Below are 15,454 nucleotides of genomic sequence, written 5' to 3' on the forward strand. Positions count from 1 at the left end.
AGAACGTTAGGCGGTACGTGCGAGGAGATCCTCGATCGGCCCCTTGGCGAAGTACACGACGAACAACACCGCCACCACATACAGCAGCGGGTGCACGGAACGAATCCGAGACCCGCGCTCCCCCGACACCAGGGCAAGGACCACCCAGCTGATGAACCCGACACCGATGCCGTTGGCGATCGAATACGTGAACGGCATGGTCACCACGGTCAGGAAGCAGGGCAGCGCGTAGTCGAATCGGGTGAGATCGATGCTGCGAAGCTGACCGATCATCATTGCCCCGACTACCACCAGTGCCGGCGCGGCAGCCTCCAGCGGCACAACCGAATACAGCGGTGTGAAGAACATGGCCGCCAGGAACAGCAGTCCGGTCACCACATTGGCCAGTCCGGTTCGGGCGCCCTCGGCGATCCCGGAGGCCGACTCGACGAACACGGTGTTGGACGACGAGGAGGAGACACCCCCGATCACGGCCCCCACCCCTTCGACGCTGAGCGCCCGCCCGATTCCCGGCAGGGTGCCGTGCTGGTCGGCCAGACCGGCCTCCTTGCCCAGGCCTGTCATGGTGCCCATCGCGTCGAAGAAGTTCGAGAGCACCAACGCGAAAACCAGCACCGTCGCCGACAGCACCCCCACCCGGGTGAAGGCTCCGAACATGTCCACCTGGCCGAGCAGGCTCAGATCCGGCATACCGCCCGCGGACGACGGCCAGTTGGGCACCGTGAGATTCCACCCCTTGGTGTCGGCGGGTTGCGCACCGCGGTCGAACAAGGCCTGCACGATCATCGACACGACAGTCATCGCCACGATGCCGATGAGTAATCCGCCACGAACCTTGCGCACCACCAGGATTCCCATCAGCAGCACACCCACGGCGAAGATCAGCGTCGGGACGGTGGCCACCGAGTTATTGATGCCCAGACCCACGGGCACCGTGGTATTGGCGGCATCGGGGATGCGCCGCACAAAGCCCGCGTCGACGAACCCGATGAACGCGATGAAACACCCGATTCCGGCGGCGATGGCAGCCTTCAGCTCGTCGGGAATCGCATGGAAGACCGCGGTGCGAAAGCCCGAGATACCCAGCGCCACAATGATAATGCCGTCGACAATCACCAAGCCCATGGCCTCGGGCCAGCTCATCTGGGACGCGAACGACACCGCGAGAAGGCTGTTGATACCCAACCCCGCGGCAAGCGCAAACGGATAGTTGGCGATGAATCCGAACAGGATCGACATGACCCCGGCGGCCAGGGCCGTGACCGCCGCTACCTGCCCTACCGGCAGCACGTGACCCAGCACGTCGACGTTGTGCGCGCGTCCCGGCTCACCACCGATGATGAGTGGGTTGAGCACCACGATGTAGGCCATCGCGAAGAAGGTGACGATCCCGCCACGCACCTCGCGCCCGACTGTCGACTGCCGTTCAGTTATCCGGAAGAACCGGTCCAGGAGCGCAGTCATAGCCGTTGAACGTACAGGCCGTGGCTACCTACCGCCCGGCAGATCCATACACCTCGAGGCGGACCCGCCCGCGCGGTGCCGGAATCGAGTGCGAGCCCCGCGCGGGTTTTCGCCGGGATTTCCGCGTCAGGCTCGCACTCGATTCCGGTTCAGGGCTCTGGCGCACATACGGGACTTTCCACTCCCGGCAGAGGACCTTCGTCACTAGCAGCGTCATACGGGCACTCGATCAAATGTAAGTGTCACTTTTAGACACAGATAACCCTGAAACCGAGGACCGCATCCATGCCGCAGAAGGAATTCACCGACCTTGAGCTTTTGCATGAGCTCGAACCCGTGGTCGAGGAGAACATCCATCGCCACCTCGGGGTGTTCAAAGAGTGGAACCCGCATGACTACGTCCCGTGGTCCGAGGGCAAGAACTACAAGGCCCTGGGCGGTCAGGACTGGGATCCGGAGCAGTCCAAGCTGTCGGAGTTGGCGAAGATCGCGATGATCACCAACCTGTTGACCGAGGACAACCTGCCCTCGTATCACCGTGAGATCGCGATGAACTTCACCATGGACGGACCGTGGGGTACCTGGGTCAACCGCTGGACCGCCGAGGAAAACCGCCACAGCATCGCCATCCGCGACTACCTCATCGTCACCCGCTCGGTCGATCCGATCGAGTTGGAGAAGCTGCGCGTGGAGCAGATGACCCGCGGCTTCTCTCCCGGCCAGAATCGCCAGGGCGGCGATCATATGTTCGCCGACAGCTTGTTCGACTCGGTGGTGTACGTGTCATTCCAGGAGCTGGCCACCCGCGTCTCGCACCGCAACACCGGCGTCGCATGTGCCGAGCCGATCGCCCAGGAACTCCTCAAACACATCTCCAATGACGAGAACCTGCACATGATCTTCTACCGCAACATGGTGGAGGCCGGTTTGGAGATCGCACCGAACCAAGCCCTGAAGTCGATCCACAAGGTGCTCGACAACTTCACGATGCCCGGCTACACGATTCCGGGATTCCGACGCAACGCCGTCACCATCGCCACCGGCGGGGTCTACGACCCACAACAGCACCTCGCCGAAGTAGTCCAGCCGGTGCTGCGCAAGTGGCGCATCTTCGAGCGCGACGACATCAGCGGCGAAGGCGAGTGGTACCGCGAGGACCTGGACCGCCTCATCACCGACCTCAAGAAGACAGCCTCCGACTTCGAGGAGGTCAAGGCCAAGTACCTGGAACGTCAGGCCAGGCGCGCCGAGCGCCAGGCCGCCAAGGGCCGCCAAGGTGTGACCCTCTGACGTAACGCCGACGTGGGCAAACGGCGATAGGCCGTTCAGTACCATTGATCCGGGCCATCTTCGGGCCTGCGGCCAGGAGAGGGAACACATGCGCGGGTTGGGGATTCTCTCGGCGGTGATCGGCATTGCCGCGGTGGTGGCGGCGACCGCGGGTGTGCCCTCGATCGCTTCGGCCGAGCCCGTCGCGGGTGCCCAGCTGGTCTCGATCGGGGATTCGTTCATGGCTGCGGGGTCGAATGCCGCCGCAATCACCGGCCCCGTCGGCACCGCGTGCAACCAGGCAACAGACAACGTCGCGCATGTGGTGGCTTCGTCGTTCCCGCAGATGACATTCGCCGACTACTCGTGCGTGGGTGCACTGTCCACCGATGTGTTCACGACCTCGACCCGGGGCCCGCAGATCGTTGGACTGTCCCCCGACACGAAGGTGGCGATCGTGTCCATCGGCGGCAACGACGCCGGCTTCGAGCAGATCGCCACCGACTGCCTGTTCGCGTTGAGCTGCCCGCCGGAAAAGAAGGCGCAGTTCAGCGCCAATGTGGCCTCGGTGGGCCCGAAACTGACGGGCGCGTACGCCGCAATACGCCGGGCGGCGCCGAATGCGCGCGTCTTCACCGTCGGCTACTTGCCGATCCTGCCCGCGGATGCCAAGGGATGTCTGGTCGGGCTGATCAACACCCAAGAGACCATCACCTTCCTCAATGGCCTGCAGCGCCAGCTCAATGACACGATCATCGCCGAGTCCTCCAAGGCAGGTTTCACACCAGTCATCCCGGCGACCGGTAGCGACCACAGCGTGTGTGCCGCCGACTTCCAGCGCTACGTCTCGATGACCGGAACCGGTGCCGGCGATGAGGGAATTCCCATGCACCCCACCGCTCCCGGCCGCCAGTATGTCGCCGAGCGGGTCGCCATCGCCATCCGCTCGGCGGGGGTTCAGGGCGCCTAGTCGCGCGTGATGATGGCGCTGCCGAGCACCTCATCGCCCTCGGTATCGGGCCGGTACAGCACGACCGTCTGCCCGGGAGCAACACCCCGCAGGGCTGTGCGCAGCCGAACCTGAATCCGGTCGGCCGCGGGATCTACCACCGCGTCGACCACCGATCCGTGCGCGCGTACCTGAACCTGGCATTCGATGGGCTCGGCCGGAACCTGGCCGGAGGTCCACACCACCGGCTCTCCCCCAAACTCCCAAATCTCAAGGTCCTCAACGGTTCCCACGCGCACGGTGGCCGTCTCGGCGTCGATCGACGTGACGTACCGGGGACGACCGTCCGCGGCCGGACCCATTAGCCCCAGCCCCTTGCGCTGACCGATGGTGAACTCATGCACCCCCGCATGGGTGGCCAGCACGCTGCCGTCGGCATCCACCACATTCCCGCGGCGCACGCCGATGCGCGCGCCCAGGAACGCCTGCGTGTCTCCGGACGGGATGAAGCAGATGTCATGGCTGTCGGGCTTGTTCGCCACGAGCAGCCCACGCTGCTCGGCCTCCGCCCGAATGTCGGGCTTGGGGCTGTCCCCGACCGGGAACAGCGCCCGGCTCAACTGTTCCGGTGTCAGCACCCCGAGCACATACGACTGGTCCTTGTCCGCGTCGACCGCGCGACGCAGCCGACCGTCCTGCAGGCGCGCGTAGTGACCGGTGGCCACCGCGTCGAAGCCCAAGGCGATGGCCCGGTCGGCAAGTGCCGCGAACTTGATCTTCTCGTTGCATTTCACGCACGGATTCGGGGTACGGCCCTCGGCATATGCCTCGACGAAGTCGTCGATGACATCCTCTTTGAATCGATCGGCGAAATCCCATACGTAGAAAGGGATTCCGAGCATATCGGCGACGCGGCGCGCATCGGCGGCGTCCTCTTTCGAACAGCACCCCCGGGATCCGGTGCGCAGGGTGCCCGGCGCGGCCGACAGCGCCAGGTGCACGCCCACGACATCGTGCCCGGCGTCCACCATGCGGGCGGCGGCGACCGAGGAGTCCACTCCTCCGCTCATCGCGGCAAGCACTCTCATGACCGCCCTCCTGCGCTCGCCAGAGCAGCGGCCCGGGCCCGAGGAACGGCGGCATGCAAGGCCTCAAGCGCACGGTCCACATCCGATGCCACCGAGGTGTGGCCGAAGGTGAAGCGCAGCGAGCCGCGGGCAGCTTCGGGGTCGATTCCCATTCCGATGAGCACATGCGAGGGACGCGCCACACCCGCCGTACACGCCGAGCCGGTGGAGCACTCGATACCGTTGGCGTCCAGCAACATCAGCAGGGAATCGCCCTCGCATCCGGCAAAGGTGAAATGTGCGTTCCCAGGCAGTCTGCCGCAGCCGGGCGCACCGTTGAGGGTGGAACCCTCGATCTGCGCCAACACTCGATCGATCAGGGCATCCCGCAGTAACGCCAGCGCGGCCGCACCCTCACACCGTTCCGCGACGGCCGCGACCAGTGCCGTCGACATCGCCACGATGGCGGCGGTGTCGGGCGTGCCCGATCGAATGTCGCGCTCGTGGCCGCCCCCGTGAAGCAATGGGACACAGGTGGTTTCACGCCGCAGCAGCAGGGCGCCCACACCCATCGGGCCGCCGAACTTGTGCGCTGCCACACTCATCGCCGACAGTCCGCTCACCGCGAAGTCGACGTCGAGTTGGCCGACCGCACCGATGGCATCGCTGTGCATAGGGATGTCGAACTCAGCAGCGATGGAAGCCAATTCGCAAATCGGGTTGATGGTGCCGACCTCGTTGTTGGCCCACATCACCGTGATGAGTGCGACATCGTCATGCTCGGCGAGGGCTGCGCGCAGTGCAGCGGGTGTCACGGTGCCGGCATCGTCGACCGGCAGCCACGTCACCTCGGCGCCCTCGTGGTCAGCGAGCCACTGCACGGCATCCAACACGGCGTGGTGCTCCACCGCGCTGGAAATAATGCGCATGCGCCGCGCATCGGCGTCGCGCCGGGCCCAGTAGATGCCCTTGACGGCGAGATTGTCGCTCTCGGTGCCGCCGGCGGTGAAGATCACCTCCGAAGGTCGGGCCCCCAGTGCCGCGGCGATCGACTCACGCGATTCCTCTACCCGCCGCCGCGCATCGCGCCCTGAACCGTGCAACGAGGCGGCGTTCCCGGTCTGCGCCATGGTGGCAGCCATCGCCTCGATGGCAGCGGGGCGCATCGGGGTGGTCGCGGCATGGTCCAAGTAGACCGATCGGGGCATAACGCATCCAGGATAGCGGGCGGGCACCCGAGGTCAGATTCGGCGGAGGGAGCATCTTCGCCCTGCCGCTGCCGACCCGCCGCCGCAGACTACCGTCCGTCCGCCCGCCTCTGAGCGACACACTGTCCCGCGAATCCGCGTTGTCGGTCGTATCAGGGCATCTTGGCATTCGCCCTGATACGCCCGGTGGCTGCCGATCAGGCTGCGATCGGCTCCGGGTGCTCGGGGTGGCTGTGGAACTGCGGCGTGAGGTCTCCGGCGCGCACGGCGGCCTCACAACGAGCCGCCAGGTCGCGGCGGCTCTCACCGGGCAATTGCAGCCCGGCCACCTGAATATGCGCCACCGTCATCCGCGTCGCGGTGATCCGGCGAATAGACGCCATCAGGGTGTCCTCACCGACGTAGGCCGGCACGGTCGAGAGCTCCCCACCGCGATGGTGGTACGTGAGCCGTAGCGGCTGCACCGGTCGCTGTGCATCGATGGCCGCCTGGAACATGGCGGGACGGAATGATCCGTACGCACGCCCGCACCAGGTGGTGCCCTCCGGGAATGCCACCACGGTCTGACCGGCCTCCAGCCGCGACGCAACGGTGTCCACCACCCGGGGCAGGGTCCGCAGATTTCCTCGTTCGATCGGAATGACCCGCATCATCCGGGCGATGACGCCCAGACCGGGCCAATCGATCAGATCCGCCCGGGCGACGAACGAGCCCGGAAGAACCGCGCCGATGGCGAAGACATCGACCCAGGACACGTGACCCGCCACCACGAGAGAACCCCGGATATCGCGAATCGGCCCGCCTGAGACCGAGATGCGTACGCCAAGGCAGCGCAGCATCAGCCGGCAGTAACCGCGCTGCCAACGCACCCGCCCGGGAAGCGGGATCCCGAGCAGTGGCGCGAGTGTCAACAACGTGATCGCCATGGCAATACGCGTCGTGGTCCGGACGGTCCGCGTTACCGGTCCGGGTTCGTCGATGGGATTGGCCCGCATGCAGCTGTCGTCACAGGTTGCCTTGGGCAACCAGGCGTGAGCGTATTCGGGTGCCATCGCTATTCCGAATCCGAGGACACCGCTGCAGTGCCGATTTCGGAGGCCGCACCAACCGATCTCAGTCGCTTGAGATACCGCACGTCGGCTTCGTCCTTGTTGAGTAGCGCCATGAAGTCGGCCACGCCGAAATCAGGATCGTGCGCGGGCTCGCCGAGGACCTTGGCGCCGAGCCGCAGATATCCGCGCATCAACGCGGGAACCTGCACCTTGGCGGGCGGGGCGATGTCGTCAAGGCCCATCCCGTCGACAACGACCGGGTTGTACGGACGCACCGTGTACTCCGGGGCCGCGGCATGCCGCTTCATCACGAAGTCACGCACGGCACGCACCTGGCTACCGGGCGCATGTTCGGGACCGTCCTGCATCGGAACCGACACACATCCGGTGACGTACGTGTAGTCACAGCGATCGAGGTAAGCCAGGATTCCCGCCCACATCAAGAGCACCACCGCACCGTTGCGGTGATCGCCCCGCACCACGGCGCGACCCATCTCCACCAGCTGAGGACGCAGCGCGTCCAGTCCGCTGATATCGAATTCCGTTGCGCTGTAAAGCCCTCCGGCCGCGATAGCGCCGGGCGGAGGAAGCATCCGGTAGCAGCCCACCACGTCACCCGAGGTGTCCTCGCGTACCAGCAGGTGATCGCAGTGCTCATCGAAACGGTCGGCATCGCGTCCCTCGAACGCTTCCGGCGTACTGGCGAGCTGGAACCCAGGCTCGCTGCTGAACACGTCGTATCGAAGCCGTTGCACGGCATCGATATCGGCGGGATCGTTCGACAGCAGCAGGGTGTACTGGGGGCCCAGCGGAGCTTCCCCGTTTTTCCCCGCTACCTCTGGCATGGACTGATCTGCGGCGATGAGAACTGACGCGGTACTCATGACTGCGAGATTCGCGGAGTTATGCGGCGGAACGGCATCGGAAGCGTGTCGTGTCCATGCACGATCAGTTAATTGCGGCGTTCAGTACGCCAAATGCGTGCTTGCGGAGGTAAATCGCTAAAGCAAACGCGGAGCTAACAGACGCTACGTAGACGCTCGCTCGCAGGTCATCGCCGGGCGATCCAATCGGCGAATCTCGTCTGCGTCAGCACCCCGTCATCACCGGTGACCAGGCTGAAGTCATCCACGGGTGTCCCGAAATAGGTGGCGTCTGGGTCGACCACCACCGTCTTGTCGTCACCACGCGCGTCAAGCACCGCCTGTGCCATCTCGGCGAACGAAAACTTTTCTGGGCCGCCGATATTGATGATGCCATTGCGCGGTTCCGCCTCCCCGGCCTGAGCCACCTGTGCGGACACGTCGTCTGCGGCAATCAGCTGAATTCTGGCATCAGGTACACGAACCTCGTCGCCGACGACGAGTGTGTCGGTGATGGACTCTGCGAACTCCTGGAACTGAGTGGCCCGCACGATGGTGTACGGCAATCCGGATTCGGTAATGATGTTCTCCTGCGCCACTTTCGCCCTCATGTACCCGCTGTCCGGCAGGCCATCCGCACCGACAATGGAAAGTGCGACGTAGTGGCCGACGCCAGTCTGGTTCGCCGCATCAATGAGATTGCGTGCCGCGGCGGTGAAGAAATCCATCACGGGTCCGTCCTCGAACGAGGGAGAATTGACCACGTCGATAACCACATTCGATCCGGTGAGCGCCTCCACCAGACCGTCACCGGTCAACACATTCGCGCCAGAGGACAACGACGCCGACACCACTTCATGACCGTCGGCGGTGAGCAAAGAAGCCACCCGGGAACCGATTTGGCCGGTGGCACCCACGACTGTGATTTTCATTGTGCGATTGCCTTTCTCGTCTCGCATACACGGTCGCAGCTCGGCGCTGAATTCGGAAACGTTCCGTCATTTCACTGCCATCTCGACCCACGCGCTGCTGGCGCAGCAGTGGCATCTCAGGAAGGGCGGGGCATCACCCCACGCAGGCAGCTGCCAGCGGGCTAGGCCGGAACTCGTGAACGTAGTTCGTTCGCGATCTTCTGCAGGGTGTTCTCGGTTTCAGGCGGGCCGGTGAGCATGGCCACCGCCAACGTATCGCGGGACGCGCCGGAGGCAGACGCGAAGGAACACGTCATCGCGATCCGGACCACGCGCATGCCGTTCCCCAGAGTGCCCGTCACCCGGGCGTAGGACGTGACATCGTCGACAGGCTTCCAGAATTGAGCGTCGACAGGCAGCTTCGCGCGCACCTTGTCCTGCGCCGGCCGCGCGCACCCGTCGGCACACCGACTGGACCCGATCCAGCCGGCTGCTCCAGGCGTGTTGATCTCATCCATGCAGGTGATGCGCTTGTCCAACGGTTTGTTCTCCGTGTGCGTACATCCCCACCCATCTGGGAGGTTGAAATCGAACGGCAGGTAAGTGGGCATCGATATGGGCACAAGCTTTTCGCCCGGACTGTATGTCGGGCCACCCAGCGGCCCCGTCGACCCGTTAGGGGGTGGAATCACCCCCGGAGTCGCCCCTGGAGGCATCGTCGCACGGCTCAGCGCCAGCGGGGACTCTCCGGGTGCCATGACGGCGATACCCGTGATGCTGCGCTGGGATCCGACGATGACGACCGCGGCCACGAGCCCCACGACGAGAATCCCCATAAACGCCGAAAGGACTATCCAGGGCGCCCGACGCGGTGGTCGAGGCTCTGGATAGTCCAGTGGCGTACCGTAGGCCGCCCCCCGGGGTTGAATGCCCCCGTCGGGGCGGCTCCAAGGCTCCATATAGGGCTACTTAGCCCTTACGCGCCTTCACGGCGTCGGTGAGCTGCGGCGCAACGTTGAACAGGTCGCCCACCACACCGAAGTCGGCGATCTCGAAGATGGGAGCTTCCTCGTCCTTGTTGACTGCGACGATGGTCTTCGACGTCTGCATACCGGCGCGGTGCTGGATGGCACCGGAGATACCCAGCGCGATGTACAGCTGCGGCGACACGGTCTTACCGGTCTGGCCCACCTGGAACTGACCCGGGTAGTAGCCCGAGTCGACCGCGGCACGCGAGGCACCGACGGCGGCACCGAGCGAATCGGCGAGAGCCTCCACGACGCTGAACTTGTCGGCGCTACCGACGCCACGACCGCCGGACACGACGATGCTGGCCTCGGTGAGCTCCGGACGATCGCCACCGACCACAGGCTGGCGCGAGGTGACCTTGGTGGCGTTCTCGGCGGGCGCGGGCACCTCGACGGTGACCTGCTCGCCGGCACCGGCGGCCGGTGCGGCCTCGACAGCACCCGGACGCACGGTGAAGACCGGGGCGTCGCCGTTGGCCTGTGCCTCGACGGTGAACGCGCCACCGAAGATCGAGTGCAGACCCTTACCACCCTCACGGACCTCGACCACGTCGGTCAGCAGACCCGAGCCCAGGCGTGCGGCCAGACGCCCGGCCACTTCCTTGCCCTCGGTGGTGGCGGCGATCAGGATGCCAGCGGGGCTGGCAGATTCCGCGAGGCTAGCGAGAATATCCACCTTCGGGGTCACCAGGTAGCTGTCGACGACATCGGACTCGGCGACGTAGATCTTGGCAGCGCCGGCCTCCTTGAGGCCGTCGATCAGCGGCGCGGCGGTGCCGGCGGGGCCGGCAACGACGGCCGAGGGCTCGCCCAGGACGCGGGCGGCGGTGATGAGCTCGGCGCTCACCTTCTTCAGCGCACCCTCTGAATGCTCAACGAGCACAAGTACTTCAGCCATAACTTTGCTTTCTCGTTTCTGTATTAGGGGGTCGACTAGATGATCTTTTGCGCAACCAGGAACTCGGCGACCTTGGTGCCGCCTTCGCCCTCGTCGGTGATCTTCTCGCCCGCGGTCTTGGAGGCCTTGGGGGTCGAGGACAGCACGGTGGAACCGGCGTTCGCGACACCAACCTCGTCGGCATCCACACCGATCTCGGCGAGAGTCAGCACGGCGACTTCCTTCTTCTTCGCGGCCATGATGCCCTTGAAGGACGGGAAGCGAGGCTCGTTGATCTTCTCGGTGACGCTGACGATGGCCGGCAGGGTGGCCTCGACCTCGAACACGCCCTCGTCGGTCTCGCGCTCTCCCTTGACGACGCCACCTTCGACGGTCAGCTTGCGCAGGTGAGTCAGCTGGGGCAGGCCCAGGTACTCGGCGATGATCGCGGGGATGGCACCCGAACGGCCGTCAGTGGCCTCGTTACCGGCGATGACCAGCTCGACGCCCTCAACCTGACCCAGCGCGCGGGCCAGAGCCCAGCCGGTCTGGATGGCGTCGGATCCGTGCAGGCCCGGGTCGAGCAGGTGAACTGCCTTGTCGGCACCCATCGACAGAGCCTTGCGGATGGCCTCGCTGGCCTTCTCGGGCCCAGCCGAGACGACGGTCACGACCGAGTCGCCGCCCTCGCGCTCCTTGATGAGCAGTGCTTCCTCGACGGCACGCTCGTTGATCTCGTCCAGCACCGCGTCGGCGGCTTCCCGGTCGAGCGTGAAGTCACCGTCGGTGAGCTTGCGCTCTGACCAGGTATCTGGGACCTGCTTGATCAGGACCGCGATGTTCGTCATAAGTCTCCGATCGTCCTTCCTCTTCGCTGTCTGCCAGCGGTGTGCTGGCCATCTGCTCTGTGCTTCCCCGCGGACCCACGCCGGCCGGTCGCACTGTCACATTTTCGTGACTAACCCGGCTGATCTTATTACTCACGGGTAACATACGGAGTTCGCCCGTACACCATAACCGGTTCACTCCTGGTTTCCGGCCTGTGATCTGGGCCACCAGTATTAAGACACGGTGTTCACCCGATAGCCTGCCAAACAATGAACTCGCACCTGACCGACCCGCACCCGGCTGATCCTCTTCGCGCAAGCGGCCCATCAGCCGGCGATCCGGACGCCACCCTGGCGCTGACCGGGGAGCGGACCGTGCCCGGCATCGCCGAGGAAAACTACTGGTTCCGCCGCCACGAGGTCGTCTACGAACGGCTGCGCAGCCTCTGCGCAGGCCGCAGGGTGCTGGAGGCCGGCAGTGGTGAGGGTTACGGCGCCGACATGCTGGCTCAGGTGGCCGAGCATGTCATCGGACTGGACTACGACGAGTCCGCGATCGCGCATGTGAAAGCCCGCTACCCCCGTGTGGATATGCGCGCCGGGAATCTCGCGGACCTTCCGCTCGCCGACGGTTCGGTGGACGTGGTGGTGAACTTCCAGGTGATCGAACACCTGTGGGATCAGGGTCAGTTCATCCGTGAGTGCGCTCGAGTGCTGAGCCCCGGCGGCTCGCTGTTGATCAGTACCCCGAATCGGATCACCTTCTCCCCCGGCCGCGATACCCCACTCAATCCGTTCCACACACGCGAGCTCAATGGCGCCGAGCTCACCGAACTCCTTGAGGAGAACGGTTTTTCGGTGCAGTCGATGAATGGCGTGTTTCACGCACCACGGCTACGTGAGCTGGACGCGAAGTACGGCGGTTCCATCATCGACGCACAGATCGAGCGCGCGGTCGCGGGCGCTCCGTGGCCGGAGGACCTACTGGCGGATATCGCGGGCTTGACCACCGACGATTTCGAGATTGTCGACGCGGCGGAACGCGATATCGACCAGAGCCTGGATCTGGTGTCCATTGCCAAGATTCCCGGTGATAGCCGGTGACCGAGTGACGGAATCCACCAAGCCCGTACCGGGGCTCTTCACCATGGTGCTGCATACGCACCTGCCGTGGCTCGCCAACCACGGACGCTGGCCGGTGGGCGAGGAATGGCTGTACCAGTCCTGGTCGGCCGCGTACCTGCCGCTGTTCAAGGTGCTGCGGACACTGGCTGCCGAAGGCCGGGAAAATCTGATTACCCTGGGCATCACGCCGGTGGTGGCCGCGCAACTGGATGATCCGCACTGCCTCACCGGACTGCATAGCTGGCTGGCCAACTGGCAGCTGCGCGCGTTCGAGGCTGCCACCATCGCCAGCACCGATGCCGAGCCGGGCACCGCATCGAGCCCGGAAATGTTGCGGGCTTTCGGGGTTCGCGAACACCGAACCGCGACAGACGCCCTCAACGAATTCGACGTGCACTGGCGCCACGGCGGCAGCGGCCCGCTGCGCAGTCTCATCGATGCAAACGCCATTGAGCTGCTGGGCGGCCCGCTCGCTCACCCGTTCCAACCGCTGCTGCACCCCCGGCTGCGCGAATTCGCGCTGCATGAAGGGCTGGCCGATGCCGCACAACGTTTCGGGCATGCCCCGACCGGCATCTGGGCACCGGAATGCGCGTATGCCCCGGGCATGGAGGAAGGCTACGCGGCGGCGGGCGTCAAGCACTTCATGGTGGATGGCCCATCACTGCAAGGTGATACGTCACTAGGCCGCCCGGTGGGCGACTCCGACGTGGTTGCCTTCGGCCGAGACCTGACGGTGAGTTACCGCGTGTGGTCACCGAAGTCCGGGTATCCCGGCAATGCCGCGTACCGCGACTTCCACACCTACGACCATGACACCGGTCTCAAGCCGGCCCGCGTCACGGGGCGCAATGTGCCGTCCGAATCGAAGGCGCCATACGACCCCGAGCGCGCCGATGCGGCCATTGATATCCACGTCCGTGATTTCGTCGAGACCGTCCGCCAGCGCCTGATCGATGAGTCCGACCGGATCGGCCGCCCTGCGCATGTCATCGCCGCATTCGACACCGAGCTGTACGGCCACTGGTGGTACGAAGGGCCTACCTGGCTCGAACGCGTGCTGCGCGCACTGCCCGAAGCCGGCGTACAGGTCGGTACGCTGGAACAAGCCCGCGAGCAGGGTTTCGTGGGCCAGCCCTTCGACTTGCCCGCCAGCTCATGGGGTTCCGGCAAGGACTGGCACGTGTGGAACGGCGAGAAGGTCGCTGATCTGGTGCAGCTGAACACCGAGGTGGTCGATACCGCTCTCACCGCGGTGGACAAGGCCCTGAACGAACAACCGGCGCCGCATACCCGCAATCGGGTGGCAGATCAGATCCTGCGCGAGGCACTGTTGACCGTATCCAGCGACTGGCCGTTCATGGTCAGCAAGGATTCGGCCGCCGACTACGCGCGCTACCGCGCTCACCTGCACGCCCACGCCACCCGCGAGATCGCCGCCGCACTGGCCAGCGGACGCCATGACGCGGCAACTCGACTGGCGGACGGTTGGAACCGCGCGGACGGACTGTTCGGCGCGCTCGATGCCAGGAGGCTTCCGCGATGAGAATCTTGATGGTCTCCTGGGAGTACCCGCCGGTGGTGATCGGCGGGCTGGGCCGCCATGTGCATCACCTGTCCACCGAACTGGCCGCGGCCGGGCACGACGTCGTGGTGCTCACCCGGCACCCCTCGGGCACCGATCCGGCCAGCCACCCGACATCCGACGAGATCTCCGAGGGTGTCCGGGTAGTCGCGGCCGCCGAGGATCCACACGATTTCGACTTCGGCACCGACATGATGGCCTGGACGCTGGCCATGGGGCATGCCATGGTTCGTGCGGGATTGGCGTTGGGCCTCAAGGGATCTGGCGATTGGCGTCCCGATGTAGTCCATGCCCACGATTGGCTGGTGGCCCACCCGGCGATCGCTCTCGCCGAGCATTTCGATGTGCCACTGGTATCGACGCTGCACGCCACCGAGGCCGGCCGACACAGTGGCTGGGTGTCGGGGCGCATCAGCCGACAGGTGCATTCGGTGGAATGGTGGCTGGCTCGCGAATCGGACTCGCTGATCACCTGCTCGGCGTCGATGCTGGACGAGGTAACCCAACTATTCGGCCCGGAACTGCCGCAGGTGCACGTTATCCGCAACGGAATCGATGTCACCCGTTGGGTATTCGCTCCCCGGCTACCCGCAGACGGCACTCCGCCGGTGGTACTTTTCGTGGGCCGACTCGAATACGAGAAGGGCATCCACGACGCCATCTCGGCGCTGCCCAAGATCCGTCGCGCACACCCCGGAACGGTGCTGGCGGTGGCCGGTGATGGCACGCAACAGGATTGGCTGCTCGAACAGGCACGCAAGCACAAGGTCCTCAAGTCCGTCCAGTTCCTGGGCAACCTGGATCATGAGGGGTTGTTGGAGTGGCTGCATCGCGCCGACGCCATCCTGCTGCCCAGCCACTACGAGCCGTTCGGCATCGTGGCCCTGGAGGCCGCGGCCGCGGGCACTCCCCTGGTGACCTCCACCGTCGGAGGTCTCGGCGAGGCCGTTATCGACGGTGAGACCGGACTGTCCTTCGCACCACGCGATGTGGCGGGAATCGCCGATGCCGTCAAGCGCACCCTCGATGACCCCGCCGCCGCCGCCGAGCGTGCCGTAGCAGCGCGGGCCCGGCTCACCGCGGACTTCGACTGGGCGACCGTCGCCGATGAAACCGCCCAGGTGTACTTGGCAGCCAAGCGCCGCGAGCGAGAGCCCCTGGGCCGCAGCGTCATCGTCGAGCGCCCACTGCCGGACAGGTAAACCGGCCATCCCCAAGCAACAGAAAGT

Annotated in this window: 14 protein-coding genes; 5 read left to right on the top strand and 9 right to left on the bottom strand. The window is 65.3% G+C overall.

What is annotated here, in order from left to right; genetic code table 11:
* Positions 1 to 6: 6 nt before the first annotated feature.
* Positions 7 to 1,464 (bottom strand): NCS2 family permease, encoded by a 1,458-nt coding sequence (locus tag B4393_RS20280; RefSeq protein ID WP_078335614.1) that lies wholly within the window; start codon positions 1,462 to 1,464, stop codon positions 7 to 9.
* A gap of 285 nt (positions 1,465 to 1,749) precedes the next feature.
* On the opposite strand from B4393_RS20280, the gene B4393_RS20285 reads away from it, so the two are divergent.
* Positions 1,750 to 2,754: an acyl-ACP desaturase gene (locus B4393_RS20285; protein ID WP_078335615.1), complete on the top strand. Its 1,005-nt coding sequence runs from the start codon at positions 1,750 to 1,752 to the stop codon at positions 2,752 to 2,754.
* Positions 2,755 to 2,842: 88 nt separating this feature from the next.
* Positions 2,843 to 3,703 carry an SGNH/GDSL hydrolase family protein gene (locus B4393_RS20290; RefSeq protein WP_078335616.1) on the top strand — a complete coding sequence of 287 codons (861 nt, stop codon included), beginning with the start codon at positions 2,843 to 2,845 and terminating at the stop codon, positions 3,701 to 3,703.
* On the opposite strand, the gene mnmA is transcribed toward B4393_RS20290, so the two are convergent.
* The 8 genes from mnmA to B4393_RS20330 all read right to left on the bottom strand — a co-directional run bounded on the left by mnmA (position 3,700) and on the right by B4393_RS20330 (position 11,536).
* Positions 3,700 to 4,770, bottom strand: coding sequence for a tRNA 2-thiouridine(34) synthase MnmA (gene mnmA / locus B4393_RS20295; RefSeq protein WP_078335617.1), 1,071 nt, complete (start codon positions 4,768 to 4,770; stop codon positions 3,700 to 3,702). The two genes, B4393_RS20290 and mnmA, sit on opposite strands and share 4 nt — an antisense overlap.
* Complete coding sequence (locus B4393_RS20300; protein WP_078335618.1) at positions 4,767 to 5,957, bottom strand: cysteine desulfurase family protein; 1,191 nt, start codon at positions 5,955 to 5,957, stop codon at positions 4,767 to 4,769. Before B4393_RS20300 ends, mnmA begins: the two co-directional genes overlap by 4 nt.
* A 197-nt stretch (positions 5,958 to 6,154) precedes the next feature.
* Positions 6,155 to 7,009 (bottom strand): lysophospholipid acyltransferase family protein, encoded by an 855-nt coding sequence (locus tag B4393_RS20305; RefSeq protein WP_078282802.1) that lies wholly within the window; start codon positions 7,007 to 7,009, stop codon positions 6,155 to 6,157.
* 2 nt (positions 7,010 to 7,011) lie between these two features.
* Entirely contained in the window at positions 7,012 to 7,893 is an 882-nt protein-coding gene (locus tag B4393_RS20310) for a GNAT family N-acetyltransferase (RefSeq protein ID WP_078335619.1), read from the bottom strand.
* Between the two features lie 167 nt (positions 7,894 to 8,060).
* On the bottom strand, positions 8,061 to 8,804 hold the full coding sequence (locus tag B4393_RS20315; RefSeq protein WP_078335620.1) for an SDR family oxidoreductase: 744 nt from the start codon (positions 8,802 to 8,804) through the stop codon (positions 8,061 to 8,063).
* A gap of 161 nt (positions 8,805 to 8,965) precedes the next feature.
* Positions 8,966 to 9,604, bottom strand: a complete 639-nt coding sequence (locus B4393_RS20320) for a hypothetical protein (RefSeq protein ID WP_165758508.1) — start codon at positions 9,602 to 9,604, stop codon at positions 8,966 to 8,968.
* Between the two features lie 148 nt (positions 9,605 to 9,752).
* Entirely contained in the window at positions 9,753 to 10,709 is a 957-nt protein-coding gene (locus B4393_RS20325; RefSeq protein ID WP_070938922.1) for an electron transfer flavoprotein subunit alpha/FixB family protein, read from the bottom strand.
* A gap of 35 nt (positions 10,710 to 10,744) precedes the next feature.
* Positions 10,745 to 11,536, bottom strand: a complete 792-nt coding sequence (locus B4393_RS20330) for an electron transfer flavoprotein subunit beta/FixA family protein (protein WP_070938921.1) — start codon at positions 11,534 to 11,536, stop codon at positions 10,745 to 10,747.
* Between the two features lie 249 nt (positions 11,537 to 11,785).
* Here B4393_RS20330 and B4393_RS20335 point away from each other — a divergent pair, with 249 nt between their 5' ends.
* From B4393_RS20335 to B4393_RS20345, 3 genes are read left to right on the top strand one after another with little or no spacing between them, the layout of a single operon-like run.
* Positions 11,786 to 12,619, top strand: a complete 834-nt coding sequence (locus B4393_RS20335) for a class I SAM-dependent methyltransferase (RefSeq protein ID WP_078335622.1) — start codon at positions 11,786 to 11,788, stop codon at positions 12,617 to 12,619.
* A 43-nt stretch (positions 12,620 to 12,662) separates the two neighbouring features.
* Complete coding sequence (locus B4393_RS20340) at positions 12,663 to 14,186, top strand: 1,4-alpha-glucan branching protein domain-containing protein (RefSeq protein WP_078335698.1); 1,524 nt, start codon at positions 12,663 to 12,665, stop codon at positions 14,184 to 14,186.
* Entirely contained in the window at positions 14,183 to 15,427 is a 1,245-nt protein-coding gene (locus tag B4393_RS20345; protein ID WP_078335623.1) for a glycosyltransferase family 4 protein, read from the top strand. Before B4393_RS20340 ends, B4393_RS20345 begins: the two co-directional genes overlap by 4 nt.
* Positions 15,428 to 15,454: the final 27 nt, after the last annotated feature.

The organism is Mycobacteroides franklinii (assembly GCF_002013895.1).
In the GTDB taxonomy this organism is placed as follows: Bacteria; Actinomycetota; Actinomycetes; order Mycobacteriales; family Mycobacteriaceae; genus Mycobacterium; species Mycobacterium franklinii.